This is a genomic window from Solibacillus palustris (assembly GCF_022549215.1).
Taxonomy (GTDB): domain Bacteria; phylum Bacillota; class Bacilli; order Bacillales_A; family Planococcaceae; genus Solibacillus; species Solibacillus daqui.
This window is the reverse complement of record NZ_JAKZFC010000001.1, coordinates 539415-558597: the sequence shown is the minus strand read 5'-3', so window position 1 is coordinate 558597 and position 19183 is coordinate 539415. Positions and strand designations below refer to the sequence as shown.

The window sequence follows — 19183 nt, the reverse complement described above, 5'->3', positions numbered from 1 at the left end:
TACCCAATTCATGATGAGTTGGAGAGGCGTTTTTTTAATAAGATAAATCTTTAATCGATATACCTAATTTTTTTACTAACTCAATAGTCGTTTGCTTTTCTTCTGATGATAGGGCACTTAAAAGCTCATGTAATTTTTGCTCGTGCTCCGGAAACAGCTTGTCCATAAATTCAGAACCTTGTTCAGTAATTTCTGCAAAGGTTACACGACGATCCTCTGGACAAGAAACACGTGCTAAAAATTGGCGCTTTTCTAATTTATCTACTACATACGTAATCGAACCGCTTGCTAATAAAATTTTGTTGCCAATTTGTTGTAATGGTTGGCGACCTTTATGATATAAAAGCTCTAAAACTGCAAATTCGGTTGGATTCAAACCGTTTTGTTGGATAAACTGATTCGTCGCTTCATTAATCGCTTTCGTTGCTCTTGATAATACGATAAATAATTTTAACGATTGTTTTACTTCATTTGAAGCCATAAAAACCATCCTCTATTTTTGAGTAATAAGGCTATTATAGCGATTAATCGAAAGTTTTGTCAAAATACGCATTTTTTCAAATAAAATTTGAAGTGAACTAGGAGTGTTTCACTTAATGAATAGTCATTACAGATATATGTTTGCTGATTTTTGCATGGAAGGATAAGACGAAAACGAAATGGACGGATTCCCTTCATTCTCTAATAAGTTTATATCAATTTTAAACCTTGAACCTACACCTTCACTACTTTCCACAAAAATAGTACCATTGTGCTCTTCTACAACTGTTTGAACTAACACAAGCCCTAAGCCTGTCCCAGTAGATTTTGTCGAAAAAAATGATTGAAATGCGTTTGCTAATTGCTCTTTCGACATTCCTTTTCCTGTATCTTCTACAATTAACCGAAGTGTCGATGCATTTGTATATAGCAAACGAACAATTATTGAACCATTCGTTTCAACTGCTTCAATTGCATTTTTCAGTAAGTTAATAAGCATTTGCTTTAATCGATTGTAATTCCCTTTTATTAAGAAAGAAGCATTGTCATCATATTCAAAAATAATATTTACATTTGCTTCTAAGGCCTTCAATTGAAGTAATGTAATTGCTTGCTCTATTACCCCTTTGAAATCAAGTAAATGAAAATCATATTTTTTCGGCTTAGAAATCGATAGTAATTCTAATAGCATATCATCAATTCGCTGAAGCTCGGTTTCGACAATTTGAAAATAAGGATTTACCTGCTCTTCTATACTGCTCTTAATCATCTGAATAAAGCCTTGAATAGTGGTCATTGGATTCCGAATTTCATGGATAATAGTCGCTACACTTTGCCCAACTGTTGCTAATGACTTTTGATGGTTAATTGTTTCTAATAATATCATTTTTTCTGTTTGATCCGTAATAGTAGTTACCAACATATCAAGTGTTTCATCGATTTTGCTTGAAATATTTAAATAGCACACTTGATCATCGTTACTAATACGCTTAACTAAAATCGTCGCAAGCTCATTGTTCGATATCATACGATAATATTGAATAATCGCTTTTGGATCAACATAACAATTTTCAAATAATAAATCATAACTTCTTTTTTCAAGTTGTCCATTATCAAAGCCTAATAGCTGTAGTGCGATTGGATTAGTCATAATAATTTTACCATTTTTAGAAGTAAGCACTACCCCATTGAGTAGGCCATTTATCAAATGGTAATTATGTTGCGTTTCATTTAATGGTTTGTGCACTATGTTAAATTGTAATATACAAAGAACTAATTGTCGTTCAGGAATGTAATAGCCTAAAAAACTTATTAGCACATTTTGTTGAAAGTCATTATACAAATCTAAAGTATAGCTAGCCGTGGCGTCTCGAGTCACTCTTGTAATGAACTTATTCCATTCAGCATTATTATTTTCTGTTAACTCAAAAAAATTTGTCTGAATGTTTAACTGTTCAAACGTGTCGACAACTTTACCATTCATATACTTTATTTTTCCAGTACAATCAAAAATAACCATATGTTCATTTGCCTGTTGAAATAGATTTTCTACAACGTGACTCAATTCGCCTTCCACTAATATCCGAGCCTCCTAATTCTTATTTTAAAATTTTCAGAAAATTATACATACTCAACATTATTCCATACTATTACTTGGAATAAAATGGGCATAATATCCTATATTGTTTGCTGTGTCTCACACTGCTACAATAGTATGTATGTAGAGGAGAATTAAACTATGAACATTGTTTTAAGTACATTAAATGCAAAATATATTCACACGAATTTAGCTATTCGTTATTTAAAAGCAGCCATTCAACCAGAATTTGTATGTGAACTAGCTGAATACACTATTAAAGATCCCGCGTTTAACATCGTTTCTGACCTATTTCAAAAGAAACCTGATATAGTCGGTTTCAGTTGCTATATTTGGAACATTAACGAAACAATTGCCGTTATTCGCATGTTAAAAACAGTTTTACCGAATGTCAAAATCGTACTAGGTGGTCCTGAAGTTTCTTACGACGTACATGACTGGTTACGCAAGCATGATGAAATTGACTACATTATTATGGGCGAGGGCGAAGTTTCATTTAAAGAAATGCTGCGCCACTTCAATGGTGAAATTGAACTTGAAAAAGTACCCGGAATTTGCTACTTACATGATGGAAAACTAAAAATACACGCACAACCGCCAAAAGTTGATTTACGTGAAATTGCGACACCATTCCGCTTTGAAGAAGATTTACCGCATTTAGGAAAGCGTATCCAATATATTGAAACAAGTCGCGGCTGTCCGTTTAGCTGCCAGTTCTGCCTTTCTTCTATTGAAGTCGGTGTACGCTACTTTAATCGTGAGAAAATTAAAGAGGACATTCGTTATTTAATGGACAATGGTGCCAAAACAATAAAATTCGTTGACCGTACATTTAATATTAGCCGTAGCTATGCGATGGAAATGTTCCAATTTTTAATCGATGAACACAAGCCCGGCGTTGTATTCCAATTCGAAATCACGGCCGATATTATGCGTCCTGAAGTTATTCAATTTTTAAATGACAATGCACCTCGTGGTTTATTCCGCTTTGAAATCGGTGTCCAATCAACAAATGATTTAACAAATGACTTAGTAAAGCGCCGTCAAAACTTTGAAAAGCTTACACGTACAGTCACAATGGTAAAAGAAGGCGGTAAAATCGATCAGCACTTAGACTTAATTGCAGGCTTACCAGAAGAAGACTACAATTCATTCCGCAAAACGTTCAATGATGTATTCGCAATGCGTCCAGAAGAACTACAGCTTGGTTTCTTAAAACTGTTACGTGGTACAGGCTTACGTTTAGAGGCCGAAAAATATGGCTATACATACGTTGACATCTCACCGTATGAAATTTTCTCAAACAACGTGCTAACATTTGATGATATCGTAAGGATTAAACATGCAGAGGATGTACTTGAAAAATATTGGAATGCGCACCGTATGGATCATACAATCGAATATTTAGTAACTCAGGTATTCGAAACACCGTTCGACTTCTTCCAAAACTTCGGTACGTATTGGGAAACAAAAGGTTGGAGCCGAATCGGTCATCAGCTAGAAGACTTATTCCGTCGTTTACTTGAATTTTTACAAACTGTAGAAAATGCAAATATCGACATTATCACAAGCTTAATGAAATACGACTTCTTAAGTGGACAACATTTCCAACCACGTAAATTATGGTGGAATGACCGACTTTCCGAAAATGAAATGCGTGATATTTATGCACGTATTAAAGAAAAGCCTGCAATTGTTGGAGATGAATTTGCAGCGATGAATATTAGCGAACGTGAACTATTTAAGCATTCGTTAGTTATTCCATTCCACATAGACTTCCAAAACTATGATGAAACAGGCACTGTAACAAAGCAAACCGGCTACTTGTTCACATACTTCCGCAACAGCGAAGCACCTTATTTCTATTCTTTTAACTAACATAAAGAAGCTACGATTCGCTCAATAATTGAGTAATCGTAGCTTTTTTTCATCCAATAATAATTCGCTCTTTCGGATAGTGATACTTTTTCCTTTTTGATGTACCACCTAGGGAATACAGAAACGAAATTAAGCCAACACGACCGATGAACATTAGTGTCATAATGACAACTTTCCCTATCGTCGATAAATCCTGTGTAATGCCTAAAGACATTCCACATGTTCCGAACGCCGACGTAATTTCAAATAAAATTTGATTCATGGATGCATGCTGCTCAGTAATGAGTAAAATCATCATCGCCACCATGACCATGAAAATTGCAAAAATTAATACAGCAAACGAACGAAAAACATCTATTAAATGAATTTCACGTTTAAAAATTTGAATATCAGAGTGACCGCGCGAATAGGCAATGACAAATAAAATGATAATCGCAAATGTCGTCGTTCGAATTCCTCCACCAACTGAACTTGGTGAAGCCCCGATAAACATCAACCCACTCAAAAAGAGCTGTGTCGCCTCATTAAATGTCGTGATATCAAACGTCGTCAATCCTGCAGAACGTGTCGAAACGGAATGAAACATGGCCGTAAAAATCGCCTCATGCCATTGCATTCCTTTAAAGGAATAAAAGCTTTCTAGTATTAATATTATGACCGTTCCTCCAACAAACAGTATACCGTATGTTGCCGTTGTGATTTTCGTAAATAAACTAAAGCGGAATGTCGGATCTTTTTTCAATAAATACGTTTTTACTTCTACTAGCACCGGAAAGCCAATTGCCCCTAAAAAAATTAAGATCATACAAACAAATTGCACGAAATAATCCGAATGAAATGGCACCAAACTCATGCCCGTAATATCAAAACCACCATTAGTAGTCGCTGAAATCGAGGCAAATATCCCGTTGATGGCAGCCTCTTCCCACGTATCAAAATAACGTTTAAAATGAACCATTAAAATGATTGCTCCGATTGATTCAATTAAAAACAGTAATTTTGTAATTTGCTTAATCAGCGCCACAACACCTGACAAATTGTACTGATTGTGGTCAATCATAATTAACTGACGTTCACGCATGCCAATTTTCTTGCCGAATAATAGCCATAAAAAAGTACCTATTGACATAATACCAATGGCACCAAACTGTAAAATGATTAAAATCATTGCTAAACCAAAGCTACTATATGTTTCTGCAACTGTTACCGTTGTCAACCCCGTTACACTTACTGCACTTACCGCCATAAATAGGCTATCTAAATGTGAGACTTGTACACCTTCTAAATGCACACCAGGAATTCGCAACAACAAATACGAAATTAATATGGCGAAAAAATAATAAGTGAGTAAAAGTCGAAACGGTGTAATACTTCTTTTTTCAAATTGTTTTAAAGGCAAAATAGTCGCCTCCATCATTCATTTTTTCTAGTATAATGAATTACGCTGAAAATGAAAAGGAGATACTTCGATTATTGAAGTACCCCCATTATTCAGCTGATTATTATACTTTTTATTTTTTATTTTTCATTACACCTGCAACATAGCCACCGATTGCTATACCAAGTAAGACAACCCAGAATATAACTTGCCATGTTGTTGAGTGTGGGAAGTGTGGATCAATAATTGCAAGGTTTTCGTGAGCTAACGCTAATACCGCTAATTTTACCCCTACCCAACCAACGATTAAGAAGGCTGCAGTTTCTAATGTTGGGTAATCGTTTAATAATTTAACGAACATTTGTGCCGCAAATCGCATAATAACAAGACCAATGAATCCACCTAAGAACATAACTGTGAATGGTCCCGCGTTAATTCCACCGATATCAATATCACTAATATGTGGTAATGTCATTGCAATGGCAACTGCAGCTAACATTGAGTCAATCGCAAAGGCGATATCTGCTAACTCTACCTTTAAAACAGTCATCCAGAAGCCAGAACCTTTTTTCTCAACAGCATCCTTGTGCTCTTCTTCTTTTTTGTAATGATTATCATATAAATGCTTTATCGAAATAAACAGTAAATATGCTGCACCAATCGCTTGAATTTCCCAATATTTTGCTAGGAATGTGATTAAGAATAGTGCAATGAAACGGAATATAAACGCCCCAAATAATCCATAAAATAATGCTTTTTTCTGCTGCTCTTTCGGTAAATGTTTTACCATTACCGCCATAACTACTGCGTTATCTGCCGCTAATAATCCTTCAAGGAATACTAATACAAGTAAGACCCATGCATATTCCAATAAAATAGTTTCCATGAACAGTTCTCCTCCTTAATAAAGATGTGTACCCATTTTAAATGGGCTTCATATTGTAAGTTGAAAAAACACCCAAAAGGCCAAAAAAGAAAAGACCTCTGCCTATTAGTATAGGCAAAGGTCTTGCTAAGCAAACTGATGCTATCACACCCGATGGTTCCTAACCATGTAATGACGAATGTGAAATAAGTTCATTTTTATAATCTTACGCGCTTTAATTCGACATGTAAGAAAAAATCCCTTATAGCTACTCCCCTTTGACAAATGTCAAATGGATATTCAACTAATATATTTATTATACGATAAAGCGAAAAAAAATCAATTAAATCTTTTGTAAGATATCAAATTTTTACATGATAGGTCGTTAAATGCTTGTTATTTTCATAAAAATCCACTAAGTTTGGTAACACTTCGAGTAAATTAACCCACTCCATATTCGCATGTTCCAATAATCGCTCACAGTCCTTTGTGTCAAAGCATGCCGCATGGTCTAAATAATCAATCATTTGCGGCGGTACATGCCAGGCAGTTCGAATACTTGATTGCTCTAACATTACTTTAGCAATGCCTAGCGGTAATGTACTAAAAGTTTTGCGCTTTGTCATTAATTGTACGAGCCTTTGATAGACATCTATTACTTTATATAGATTTATATCTGTTAAATGTACCGTCTCACCTTCAGCTTGGTCATTTAAACAAAGCGCGATACTCGCATTGACTACATAATCTAATGCGACAACTTGAAAATCGGTATTTTTACTACCGACTTGAGGAAACAACATTTGGTTTTTCAAATAACCAATCATATTCATCAAAAAATAGATGCCATCAAAGCGCTGAGTTCTCCCTGTTTGAGAATGCCCATAAATCATCGTTGGCCGAATAATCGTTACCGGTAGCTCTAATTTTAAATCATCTACTAGTAGCTCTGCCTCAAATTTTGATTCCTCTAGAAAGTTATGAAATGCAGATGGGCGAATTAACTCCATTTCCAAAATTTCACCTTGTCGTTTCCCTGCAATAAATGCCGTACTAAAATACATATAGCGTTTTAAATTCGGCAATTTGCCAGTAAAGTCATTGACGTTTGCAGTTCCATGAACATTTACTTTCCATGCTTTTTCACGCTTAATCATCAAATTATGCTCACCGGCTAAATGCCAGATTATCGAGATTTTTGGTGCAATTAGCTGAACATCTGCATCAGCCAAATCGAGATTCGGTAATGTAATATCGCCTTCAAACAGTATGATTTGGCACTGTTCAAATTGCTGCTCTATTTCTTGCGCAACAACTTTTGCGCATGCTAATTCATCGGATTGTACAATGGCAATGACTTCAGACGTTACCTTTTGTTTAAATAGCTCGTAAATTAAATGGGTTGCAACAAATCCCGGAAAGCCTGTAACAAAGTGACTACCCACTGATTTTTCCCCCTTTGCTAGCAACATGATTAGTCTCTTTCTATTAAACGATAAATAATTGGTACGATAAATAATGTCAAAAATGTTGAACTAATTAATCCTCCGATAACAACGATCGCCATTGGTTGATTCATTTCCGTTCCTTCCCCAATTCCTAATGCAAGGGGTACTAGCCCTAAAATCGTTGTTAAAGCGGTCATTAAAATAGGTCGCATCCGGTCTTGTGCCCCTGTCACTATAGCTTCTTGAACATCGAATCCTTGCTGACGCTTTTGGTTAATATAATCAACAAGCACAATCCCGTTATTCACAACAATACCAACTAAAATTAAAATGCCAATAATAGCGGTTACCCCAAGTAATGTATTCGTAAACCACAATGATATAGCAACACCTATTACCATTAATGGGACACTAAATATCATAACAAATGGCAATTTAAACGATTCAAACTGTGCACCCATCACTAAATAAATGAGTATGACGGCTAAAATTATTGCCAAAATCATATCGTGCTTTGCGCTATCAAATAATTCACGATCTCCACCGAATATTATTTTTGTAGTATTAGGGATGTTCGCTTGCTCGATTGCCTTATCTACTTTAGTTGAAATACCGCTAAGTGACTCCGTTGTTTTATATTTCACGAATATCGCCACTGCAGATGCTTGATCTGACCGACGAATAGCCGTTTGCATTTGCATAATTTCGATATGGGCAAGCTCCTGTAATTCCACAAATACTCCAGCATTTGTCCTTAATTTCATCGTCTTTAAAGCTTCGATATTTTCACGATAGGCTTTTCCAAACCCTGTATACACGCCAAGTACCTCACCATCTTCAGCAATGATTTGTGTCGTAAATGCACCACGCATCATTGTATTAACGATTTGAGCAATTTGCGCTGGTAATACACCGTACTTCAAAGCTTCATCACGTTTTATTTCAATTTGGATTTCCTCTTTTGTCTCATCTAAATCCGTTGTTACTTCCGTAATCGAATCAACTTGAGAGAGCTGTTGCTGAATCTTTGTTACCGACTCATTTAAACGCGCCTCATCACTGTCTGTCGCACGGAATGATAACGTATTTGGCGTAGAACCTGTTGACGAGGATAATGAAAACGCCACTTCCGCTCGCTCACCTATTTGACTTTTCACTTGCTGTTCTAATTGCTCAACAATATCAAAAACAGATCGCGAACGGACCGATAAATCAACTAATTTTATCGAAATTTCCGCCTCATTTGGATTACTTGTGCCGCGTGAAAGTGATTGCTGATTTCCACCAATTAAACTGACTACAACATCTACTTCATCGTATTCTTTGGCTATCGTTTCTAATTCGGATACAACTTCTTCTGTTTTTTCGATTGATACACCATTTGGTAATTTCACCGATAATGTGACAAAGCCTTCATCGGTTGCAGGTAAAAATTCTGTACCTGTTTTGTAAAGTGAAAATCCTGAAACTGCGAGTAATAGAACCGTTACCGATAGTACAACAGCTTTTTTTTCCAATGCCCAATACAGTGCCTTTTTATAATTTCGATATAACCACGAAGTTTGTCGCTTTTCGGTTAGCTTCGTAGATTTTGTCGTTAAAAATTTGCTAGCAAACATAGGAACAACCGTTAATGAGACTATAAGCGACGCAATTAAACTAAATGAAATCGTTAATGCAAACTCCGTAAAAATTTTTCCGATTAAGCCACTAATAAACATAACAGGAACAAATACAGCTATTGTCGTTATGGTTGAGGCTGTAATGGCTAACGCGACTTCCTTTGTTCCATTAATAGCAGCTGCAGTTGGTGAAGTGCCTTGTTCCAAATGCCGCTCAATATTTTCAATTACTACAATCGCATTGTCAACGAGCATTCCGATTCCAAGTGCCAGTGCACCAAGTGTCATTATGTTTAGCGAAAAGTCGGCAAAATACATGAGCACAAACGTCACAATAACGGAATACGGGATAGCAATACCGATAATAAGCGGGCTTTTAAATCCTCGTAAAAAAACAAATAATACGAGCATTGCAAATAGCCCACCGAAAATTAATGAAGAACTAATATTGCTAATGGCAATTCGGACATAATCACCTTGGTCAAATAAAATCGTTGCCTCGACCCCTTCATATTGCGGCTCATCTAACAAACGATTCAGTTCAGCTTGAAATTTTTCGGATACACTGGCTGTATTTGCACCCGATTCCTGTAGCACCGAAATAAGCACAGCTGGCTGATCATTCGCTCGAGTAATCGTCGTTGCTTGCGGTTCTTGACGCTTCACTGTTGCGACATCACTTACCTTTAATACTTCTCCAGTTAGTGGATTAACCGATATTGTTAAATCCGCAATTTGATCAGCAGAAGTAAACAAACTAATGACACGCGTCGTTAATAATTGTCCTTCTTGCGTGTTCAACTCCGCACCAGGCAATGAAATATTACTTGCCTGCACCATTTGCATGACATCCGTTTGGGTTAGGTTTTGCTGTTCTAGTTTCGCCGGATCTAATTCAATTTGAATTTCTTCAATAATTTTTCCAGATACAGTTACACTTGCTACCCCGTCAGTTCGTTTCAATTCTTGTTCTAATGACTCAGCAATTTGACGGACATCGATATCCTTATTTTTCGCAGCTAATGCAAGCTGAATGACCGGAAATTGAGATGGATCAAATTTTAAAAATCTTGGCTGCCCTGCATCATCTGGTAGCGGTACTAAATCAATGCGCTGTAAAATTTCTGTCTGCACCTTGTCCATATCCGTTGACCAGTTAAACTCTAGAACAATTAAATTGGAGTTTTCCATAGAAGTTGATTGAACTTTTTTAATTCCTGGCAATGTCGCGAGTGATTGCTCTAAAGGCTTTGTCACCTTTTCATTTACTTCTATAGGGCTTGCGCCAGGATAGCTTGTTACAACTACCCCTATTGGTGGATTTAAATCTGGAATGAGCGTAATCGGGATTTTAAATAACGACACGGCTCCTAGTAATAATACAAATAGCATGGTGACTATTGTAAATACAGGTCGATTTATCGAGAATTTGCTTATATTCATAGATGTGAAACCCTTTCATTTTGTGCGTATTTTATTTAACATTCGAGTATTCTATAAAATTTCCCTTTATAACAAAACAAAAATCACAAGTCTCATGGTAAAATGTTACAAATTACAAAACAAGATTTAGGAGGCGATTTTATGTGTTTAATCGCATTTGCTTATCAAACACACCCTGATTTTCCAATAATCATTATTGCCAACCGTGATGAATTTTATGAGCGCCCTACTGAAGCGGTTCACTTTTGGGACGATTCACCAAATATTTTGGCAGGAAGGGATTTGCGAATGAATGGTAGTTGGCTTGGCGTGTCGAAAACTGGCCGCTTTGCTGCAATTACAAATTATCGTGACCCAAATCGACCTGAAACTGGTCATTTATCGCGTGGCGCAATTGTAAAGTCTTTTTTAAATACTGAACAAACAAGCGCAGATTTTGTTGAGGAATTACGGGGCAATAAGGATTTATACGTTGGGTTTAATGTACTGCTATATGATGGCGAACAAATGCAGCATTACAATAACGTGTTGGACGAGCACACAGTTGTTCTTCCTGGTGTACATAGCGTCAGTAATGCAACACTCAACTCACCATGGCCAAAAGTAACTTTCGCAGCAAAGGTACTGCAACAAGCGGTTGATGACGAAACAATCGAAACAAATCAACTCATTTCATTACTCGCAAATGATGCAACAGCTCCAGACGATTCATTGCCCGATACAGGCGTTGGCATCTACCTAGAACGCGCTCTATCCGCAGCATTCGTCAAGTTAGCAAATTACGGCACAAGATGTTCTACAGCCATTACTATCAACAAAAACGGCCACATCCATCTACAAGAACGTACATACGAACAAGGCGAATTTGCGTTTGATAAGTTGTTTGAAATAAATAATGTACCTTATTAGGTGACTAGCTAACTCATCCCAATCTAAGAACAAAAAAAGCCGGTAACACTTTGACCAAGTGTTGCCGGCTTTTTCTTATAATAAGCTATATAATTGAATGTTTTCGTTTTTCTCTGAGAACCAACGCATTGCGAATTCATTTTCGAATAAGAATACTTTGTTGTCAAAACGGTCACGCACTAACATCGAACGTTGAGAGTGCATTGAATCCTTTACGTCTTCCTCATTTTCAATCCAGCGTGCAATTTTGCTACCAATTGGTTCCATTGTTACTTCAACATTATACTCATTATTCATACGGTGTTGAAATACCTCAAATTGAAGTTGACCAACCGCACCTAGAATGACTTCTTCTGTGTGTAATGTTTTGAAGTATTGGATCGCGCCTTCTTGTACTAGTTGGAGCACACCCTTTTGGAATTGCTTCCCTTTCATTACGTTTTTCGCCGAAACGCGCATGAAAATTTCCGGTGTGAACTGCGGTAATTTTTCGAAGTTGAACGTTTTCTTTCCGCCCACAACGGTATCACCAATTTGGTACGTACCTGTATCATAAAGACCAATAATATCACCTGCAACAGCCTCATCAACTGTTTCACGGTCATCCGCTAAAAACTGTGTCGATTGCGTAACTTTGAATGATTTACTTGTACGCGCTAAGGTCATATTCATTCCGCGCTCAAATTTACCAGAAACGATACGCACAAATGCAATACGGTCACGGTGAGCAGGGTTCATGTTTGCTTGAATTTTAAAAATGAAGCCTGAGAACTCTGAATGCTCTACTGGATCGATAAATTGCTCATCCTCTGTAATACGAGGCTGTGGCACTGGTGCGAACTTTAAATACGTGTCAAGGAATGTTTGTACCCCGAAGTTTGTTAATGCCGAACCAAAGAATACTGGCGTTAATTCCCCACGACGAATTTTTTCCTCAGAATATTGGTTACCCGCTTCGTTTAATAGTTCGATATCGTCTATTGCTTGCGTATAATATGAAGTTACTTTCATTGGATGCTCTACGGCTAAAGCGCCTTCTTCATTTAACGGTAAATAACGATCTGCTTCTTCTGTACGGAATTGTTCAATACGGTTGTTGTAACGGTCATAAATCCCTAGGAATTCTTTCCCCATACCGATTGGCCAGTTCATTGGAAAAGCTGAAATGCCAAGTACTTCTTCTAATTCTTCAATTAGCTCAAGCGGCTCTTTCCCTTGACGGTCTAATTTGTTGATGAATGTGAAAATTGGAATACCGCGCATTTTACATACTTTAAATAGCTTTAACGTTTGTGCCTCGATTCCTTTTGCAGCATCAACTACCATGACAGCAGAGTCTACTGCCATCAGTGTACGATACGTATCTTCTGAGAAATCTTGGTGACCAGGTGTATCTAAAATGTTGACACGACAACCAGAGTAATCAAATTGCATAACAGAAGAAGTTACAGAGATACCACGTTGCTTTTCAATTTCCATCCAGTCAGACGTTGCAAATTTTCCTGATTTCTTCCCTTTTACTGTACCAGCGTCACGGATGGCACCACCGAATAATAATAATTTTTCTGTAATCGTCGTTTTACCAGCATCCGGGTGGGAAATGATAGCAAACGTACGACGAGATAATATATCTTGTTCTAAAGTCATTGTTTTCGTCTCCTTTTTTCATACTTTCTTATTTTAAAAGACATTGTACACTCGTTACAACCTTTTTTACTTGTCAATCACGAATTTACGAAGACGGTGCAACACCTTGTACATAACGAAGCCCAAAACAATCGCAATTGCATTTAGTAAAACATCATCCACATCGATACTACGACCAATAAAATATTGTGTACATTCAATAAATAACGGAATCGCAAACGCAATAATATGCATTTTCCGCCAGCTACGTAATTTTTTCCAAAGCAGTGGCATAAAAAAGCCAAATGGAATGAATAGCACAATATTGCCAACTAAGTTATAAAAGGCAATTTGTGCAATCGGACCATCTAATTGATCATAATAAAGACGAATCGTTGTTAAGGGGGTGAAATTACTGCGAATAAATGCATTCGACGTATCAAAAATAACCCGCCCTTCATCTATATAGAAATTCGGAATAATTGTTTGTGAAAAAATACTGACACAATATAGGAAAAAGAGCATCATTACAATTTCACGCGACCAATTTTTATTTTGCTTTCGCATATATAACATTCTTATCACCATATAAAACGGCAGGCTAATGAGACAATAGCCTACCATATCCAATAAAAACGAACGAATCATATTGCCTCTTCACCTCCAAAAAAAATCCATCGTTTACGCTTTCACGCCTAAAACGATGGAGTAATAATATATTCGATCAATTACGCCTCGGCGGTCCAGATTTTTTTCGAGCTCGGGGCCACAGGACGTGGGTCAGTCAGCCGTTGTCACACGATGTGACGTCTTTAGGCTGACTTCCTCTTTAAAACTCCCCTAAAAAACTGTGACATCCGCCAGGGCATTAGGTCAACACGAAGTTGATCACGAAGGCGTTGTTACAGGACGTGACGCTTTTAGCCTTCGATCCCCTATTCAGCCAGGTTTGAACCCCTGCTGAATCCAGTTAAACAAATTTTAATTTTCCAGCTTCAATCGCAATTTGTGCATCACTATGCGGATATTTTGTATTTTCAATAATTTGATAGTCTTCGTGCCCCTTACCAGCAAAGATAATAATATCTCCAGGTTCCGCTATACTGATTGCATGTTTGACTGCCTCAGCACGGTCACCAATACAAGTAAAGTTGTCATGCTGCATTCCTTTTGCTAAATCACCAGTAATGCTATCGAACTCTTCATAACGAGGGTCGTCTGTTGTTAAAATAACATAATCAGCTACCGATGCTTTTTCCGCCATCGTTGGACGCTTCGTTTTATCACGGCCTCCGCCTGTACCTACTAAGAAAATTAATTTATTTTCTCGCTTTTTGTATGGTAATGCAGCATTGATTGCTTTTTCAATTGCGTCTGGTGTATGTGCGTAATCAATAAAAATTTGAATTGGTAATTCTGTATCTACTTTTTCCATACGCCCTTTTACAGGTGGCAACTTTTCAATTTGCTCAATAATCGCCTCAATCGGGAATTGACGTGCATAAAAGACAGCCATTGCTGCTAATACATTGTACACATTAAATTCACCTAATAAATGCATCGCAATCGGGAATGTTCCCTCTGGCGTAATCATATCAAAGTACGTCATACCATTTTCATAGCGACAGTTTTCTGCCTTGAAGATTGCATCATTATTAATACCGTATGTCCAAATTGGGAACGGTGTCATCTCTGCGTAGCGCGCTGACCAAGCATCATCTGCATTTAATACCACATGCTTATTTTTTTCTAAGTCTTGCCCTAATTGCGAGAACAATAAGCCTTTTGCATTCCCGTAGTTTTCCATTGTTCCGTGGAAATCGAGATGGTCATGCGTTAGGTTAGTAAATACTGCTACATCATAATCCACACCTGCTAAACGACCTAGCTGTAAACCATGTGAAGATACTTCCATTACCATTGCGCGGCAGCCTTCCATTTTTGCACGGAAAATCATTTGCTGAGTATTTAAAGCGTCGCTCGTTGTATTTGCTGACTCATAAAGCACACCGTTTAAATTAAAACCAATTGTTCCCGATAGAGCCGATTTTTCACCAAGACCGACAAAAATATTATGAATAATACCCGCTACACTTGTCTTCCCATTCGTACCCGTTACCCCAATCATCGTTAAATCTTTTGATGGGTAATCAAAAAATTTCGCCGCTAATATGCCAAGCGTACGATCGGTGCTATTCACAATCACTTGCGCTACTTCACCCTCTAATTGTAATAGACGTTCCGTTACGATTACAGTTGCACCAGCGTCAACAGCTTTTTGAGCAAAGTCGTGTCCATCTACTGTAAAGCCCTTAATACAAATGAATAAGCTACTCGGCTGTACACTACGTGAATCAATTGCGACATCTTTAATTACTCTCGGTAATTGCCCGACTATTCTTTTTTGCATCAGTGTGCTTAAAAGTTCTTCTGCGTACATTATTTGTTCCCCCACAATTACAATCTATTTGCGTATGAAAAATTCCATTTACGATTATTTTGTTATTAGTAATAAACATCATACTGCTGTTCCAACGAAAATTCTATGTTTTTAAACATCTCTCTAGCAAAAATAACTATGAAATAAATTTTCTCATTTCTAACCATCTCTATCATATCAAAATTCGTCATTTATCGACATAGTGAATTCGTGTATGATAGAAGTTAAACAGTTTACTAGTTGAGGTGTACCATGCAGCAACAAGAAATATTAAATAAACGAAATTTTCTTACACTTATCACCTATTTATTTTCTAATTTTGTCGTAATTTTGGTAATAGTTTCCCAGCAATTTCATCATCATTACAGCTATTTACTTTTTTGTGGATTTAGCACTGCTTTACTTGTCACGCTTTATTTATTTAAAATAAATCCGAAAATTTTTCAGATGTTTTTACTTGCGAATTGGCATATTTTACTTTTCCTTTATAATTTTCAAAGTGATAGCCCGATTACAATTTACAGTTTCGTGTATTTAATAGGTGTTTTAACTATTTATCGTTCTTTTTTAATTAACTTCACCAACATTATTTTAATTTTAGTTGAGATTATTATACTTTTTAAATTTAATGTTTACTCAATTAAAATTTTCCAAATAGAAGAGAACTACTTACTTTTCTTCTTTTTATTAATAGTTTGCATTGTTAGTAGTTTGCAAAGTTATTACATTATAAAGACTTGGGCAAGGTTGGAAAAACGAGTCGACGCACGTGAGTATCATTTAAATTCTAAGCAGGCCTATTTAAATTTATTTTTTGAACAGGCTGAGGATTCAATTGCTGTATTCGATTTAGAAGATCGCGTCATTACTGTCAACCCAGCGTTTGAAAAATTATATGGTTGGTCCAAAACAGAGGCTATTGGCCGTTCACTGCCTCTTATTCCACCTAAAAATTTGGAGGGTGCGAGAAGTCGCGCGAAAGAGCTTCGAAAGGGCAGTCACTATTATCTTTTTGAAACGACAGATATGCGAAAAGATGGGACTATTTTTGATGTGCAAATTTCCTTATCGCCTATTTATAATTCCCATGGCGAAATTATTGCTTCCTCCATTATTTCTCGGGATATTTCCCACGTTAAGGAAAACGAAAATCTTATTTTACAATCTGAAAAATTAAAGGTTGTGGGGGAAATCGCAGCCGGCGTAGCACATGAAATTCGCAATCCTATGACCGTAATTTCAGGTTTTGTGCAAATGATGAATGAAGATTCGAATTCGCCATATTATGAACATACAAAGCTTATTCAAAAAGAAACGGAGCGTATTGAATTAATTTTGTCTGAATTCCTTGTATTATCACGCCCGCAGGTAAATCAATTCGTTAACATTCACTTAGCTAAAATTTTTGATGACATTATTCAATTTTTCCAATTTGAATTTCAGCAGAAATCCATCGATATCATTCTTCAAAATAATTATCCTGATGTCATCATTTTAGGGAATGCAAATGAAATTAAGCAAATATTTATTAACCTATTTAAAAACGCAATGGAAGCTATTAAAGACGGAGGAACAATTACTTTAGAAGTGTTCCCCAGCAAGGATAATAACGAAATCTTTATTCGTTTAAAAGATACAGGTTGTGGGATCCCTTCTTATGTATTGGAGCGTATTTTTGAACCGTTTTATACGACGAAAACAAAAGGTACTGGGCTAGGTATGATGGTGATTAACAAAATTATTCAAGACCATCACGGTACGATAAAAATTAAAAGTCAAGAAGAGGTCGGGACAGAAATATTGCTATCTTTCCCTGTTGTTCAATCATAAAATTTTTCCATAGTCGCTTCTTTTGAAAAAGGGGCTGCTCGAAAAGTATATACTTTTCGGGCAGCCCCTCGTTCATGTGTTAATTTACCGCTTGAGGGCGGTGGTCAGAAGGAAAGAGCGAATGCTAAAAGCGTCAAGTCCTGTGACAACGCATTCATGACTATCTTCGTGCTAGCCTCCATCCTCGGCGCAAGGATTTGTCCCAGAAATACTTCTCGGACAAATCCTTTTTATTATTTCATAATCGTGCGAACGAGCTTTACTTTTTGCTTGTATGGGGGATAAAGTAAGCTATTTGCTAATTTGTTTGAACGATGCATAATCGATTTTGGATGTGTAAAGTTATCAAAACTTGCTTTCCCGTGATAAGCCTTCACGCCCGATGGACCTACCCCACCAAATGGTAAATGACCATTGCCTACATGGGTAATGACATCATTAACACAGCCTCCACCGAATGGAAGCTCTTGTAAGAAATAGTTAATTGCCTTGTCATTTTCCGAGAATAGATAGGCACTTAGCGGTTTTGGAAGCTGACGAATTTCATGAATTGCTTTTGGTAAATGTTCAAACATTAAAATTGGTAAAATTGGTCCAAATAGCTCATCTTCCATTGACGGGCTATCCCACTTAATATTTTCTAATATAGTCGGTTCCATATATAAATCTTCACGGTCCGTACGCCCACCAAATGTTACTGTAGAACGCTCTTCATTGAGCAAATTTTCCAAACGTTCAAATTGTCGTGTATTTATAATACGACCATAATCTGGACTTTGCTGTGGATCATCTCCATAAAATTCACGAATAGTCTTTTTCAAAAGCTTTACAAACTTTTTTGCAACCGCTTCATGCACGAGTACATAATCAGGTGCCACACAAGTTTGGCCTGTATTATTAAATTTCCCCCAAACGATACGCTGTGCTGCAACTTCTAAATTTGCTGTTTGGTCAATAATTACAGGACTTTTCCCACCTAATTCAAGTGCAATTGGTGTTAAACGTTCCGCCGCTGCTTTTGCAATGATTTTCCCTACCGCTACACTACCTGTAAAGAAAATATAATCAAATGGTGCATGAATAAGTGCTGTCACTTCTTCTCTTTCTCCCTCCACTACTCTTACATAGTTTGCAGGGAAAGTTTCTTCAATAATTTTTTTCACAATAACTGCAGTATGCACCGCTGCTTCTGAGGGTTTAACAATTGCTGTATTCCCTCCAATTATTGCGCCAATTAATGGTTCCATAATTAATTGGAAAGGATAGTTAAAGGGCCCAATAATACATACCACCCCATAAGGTTCACGTACAATATAACTCTTTGCTGGTTGGAAGTGAAGGGGCGTTTTTATCGGCTCTGGTACCATCCAAGCCGATAGATTTTTTATAAAATTTGAAATACTATCATAAACAATGCCGATTTCAGTAGAGTACGCCTCAAATTCACTTTTTCCTAAATCCAATGCGAGCGCCTCGATCACTTGTGATTCGTATTTTTTAATGGTTTTCTTTAAATTAAGTAGCTGTTGCTTACGAAATTCAACATCCTTTGTTGAACCTGTAAAATAAAAGCTACGTTGATCATCAATCATTCGTTCCACATCTTGTGCTGTAAAATTCATTTTTTTCACCCTTTCTGTAAAATCTATGCATAAATTATAACGCTT

Annotated in this window: 13 protein-coding genes; 3 read left to right on the top strand and 10 right to left on the bottom strand. The window is 36.8% G+C overall.

Going from position 1 to position 19183, the window contains the following annotated elements:
* Positions 1 to 34: 34 nt before the first annotated feature.
* Entirely contained in the window at positions 35 to 481 is a 447-nt protein-coding gene (locus tag LZ480_RS02515; protein ID WP_241367789.1) for a MarR family winged helix-turn-helix transcriptional regulator, read from the bottom strand.
* A gap of 126 nt (positions 482 to 607) precedes the next feature.
* Complete coding sequence (locus LZ480_RS19985) at positions 608 to 2056, bottom strand: ATP-binding protein (RefSeq protein WP_241367788.1); 1449 nt, start codon at positions 2054 to 2056, stop codon at positions 608 to 610.
* A 162-nt stretch (positions 2057 to 2218) separates the two neighbouring features.
* Here LZ480_RS19985 and LZ480_RS02505 point away from each other — a divergent pair, with 162 nt between their 5' ends.
* Positions 2219 to 3955 (top strand): B12-binding domain-containing radical SAM protein, encoded by a 1737-nt coding sequence (locus LZ480_RS02505; RefSeq protein WP_241367787.1) that lies wholly within the window; start codon positions 2219 to 2221, stop codon positions 3953 to 3955.
* Between the two features lie 49 nt (positions 3956 to 4004).
* On the opposite strand, the gene LZ480_RS02500 is transcribed toward LZ480_RS02505, so the two are convergent.
* From LZ480_RS02500 to LZ480_RS02485, 4 genes are all read right to left on the bottom strand, one after another.
* Positions 4005 to 5369: a TrkH family potassium uptake protein gene (locus LZ480_RS02500; RefSeq protein ID WP_408641583.1), complete on the bottom strand. Its 1365-nt coding sequence runs from the start codon at positions 5367 to 5369 to the stop codon at positions 4005 to 4007.
* 97 nt (positions 5370 to 5466) lie between these two features.
* A complete protein-coding gene (locus tag LZ480_RS02495; RefSeq protein ID WP_241367784.1) occupies positions 5467 to 6219 on the bottom strand; it encodes a TerC family protein in 753 nt (250 codons plus the stop codon).
* A 341-nt stretch (positions 6220 to 6560) separates the two neighbouring features.
* Positions 6561 to 7643, bottom strand: coding sequence for an SDR family oxidoreductase (locus tag LZ480_RS02490; protein ID WP_241367783.1), 1083 nt, complete (start codon positions 7641 to 7643; stop codon positions 6561 to 6563).
* 29 nt (positions 7644 to 7672) lie between these two features.
* Positions 7673 to 10711: an efflux RND transporter permease subunit gene (locus tag LZ480_RS02485; RefSeq protein ID WP_241367781.1), complete on the bottom strand. Its 3039-nt coding sequence runs from the start codon at positions 10709 to 10711 to the stop codon at positions 7673 to 7675.
* A 141-nt stretch (positions 10712 to 10852) separates the two neighbouring features.
* Between LZ480_RS02485 and LZ480_RS02480 the strand changes: the two genes are divergently transcribed.
* On the top strand, positions 10853 to 11620 hold the full coding sequence (locus LZ480_RS02480; RefSeq protein WP_241367779.1) for an NRDE family protein: 768 nt from the start codon (positions 10853 to 10855) through the stop codon (positions 11618 to 11620).
* Positions 11621 to 11695: 75 nt separating this feature from the next.
* On the opposite strand, the gene LZ480_RS02475 is transcribed toward LZ480_RS02480, so the two are convergent.
* The 3 genes from LZ480_RS02475 to LZ480_RS02465 form a co-directional block, all read right to left on the bottom strand.
* Positions 11696 to 13267, bottom strand: a complete 1572-nt coding sequence (locus tag LZ480_RS02475) for a peptide chain release factor 3 (protein ID WP_241367777.1) — start codon at positions 13265 to 13267, stop codon at positions 11696 to 11698.
* A gap of 66 nt (positions 13268 to 13333) precedes the next feature.
* Positions 13334 to 13894 carry a VanZ family protein gene (locus LZ480_RS02470; RefSeq protein ID WP_241367776.1) on the bottom strand — a complete coding sequence of 187 codons (561 nt, stop codon included), beginning with the start codon at positions 13892 to 13894 and terminating at the stop codon, positions 13334 to 13336.
* Between the two features lie 322 nt (positions 13895 to 14216).
* Entirely contained in the window at positions 14217 to 15686 is a 1470-nt protein-coding gene (locus LZ480_RS02465; protein WP_241367775.1) for a UDP-N-acetylmuramoyl-L-alanyl-D-glutamate--2,6-diaminopimelate ligase, read from the bottom strand.
* Positions 15687 to 16433: 747 nt separating this feature from the next.
* On the opposite strand from LZ480_RS02465, the gene LZ480_RS02460 reads away from it, so the two are divergent.
* The gene (locus tag LZ480_RS02460; protein WP_241367774.1) at positions 16434 to 17516 is read left to right on the top strand and encodes a PAS domain S-box protein; all 1083 of its coding nucleotides are present in this window, start codon (positions 16434 to 16436) and stop codon (positions 17514 to 17516) included.
* Positions 17517 to 17749: 233 nt separating this feature from the next.
* On the opposite strand, the gene LZ480_RS02455 is transcribed toward LZ480_RS02460, so the two are convergent.
* The gene (locus LZ480_RS02455; protein ID WP_241367772.1) at positions 17750 to 19138 is read right to left on the bottom strand and encodes an aldehyde dehydrogenase; all 1389 of its coding nucleotides are present in this window, start codon (positions 19136 to 19138) and stop codon (positions 17750 to 17752) included.
* Positions 19139 to 19183 lie beyond the last annotated feature (45 nt).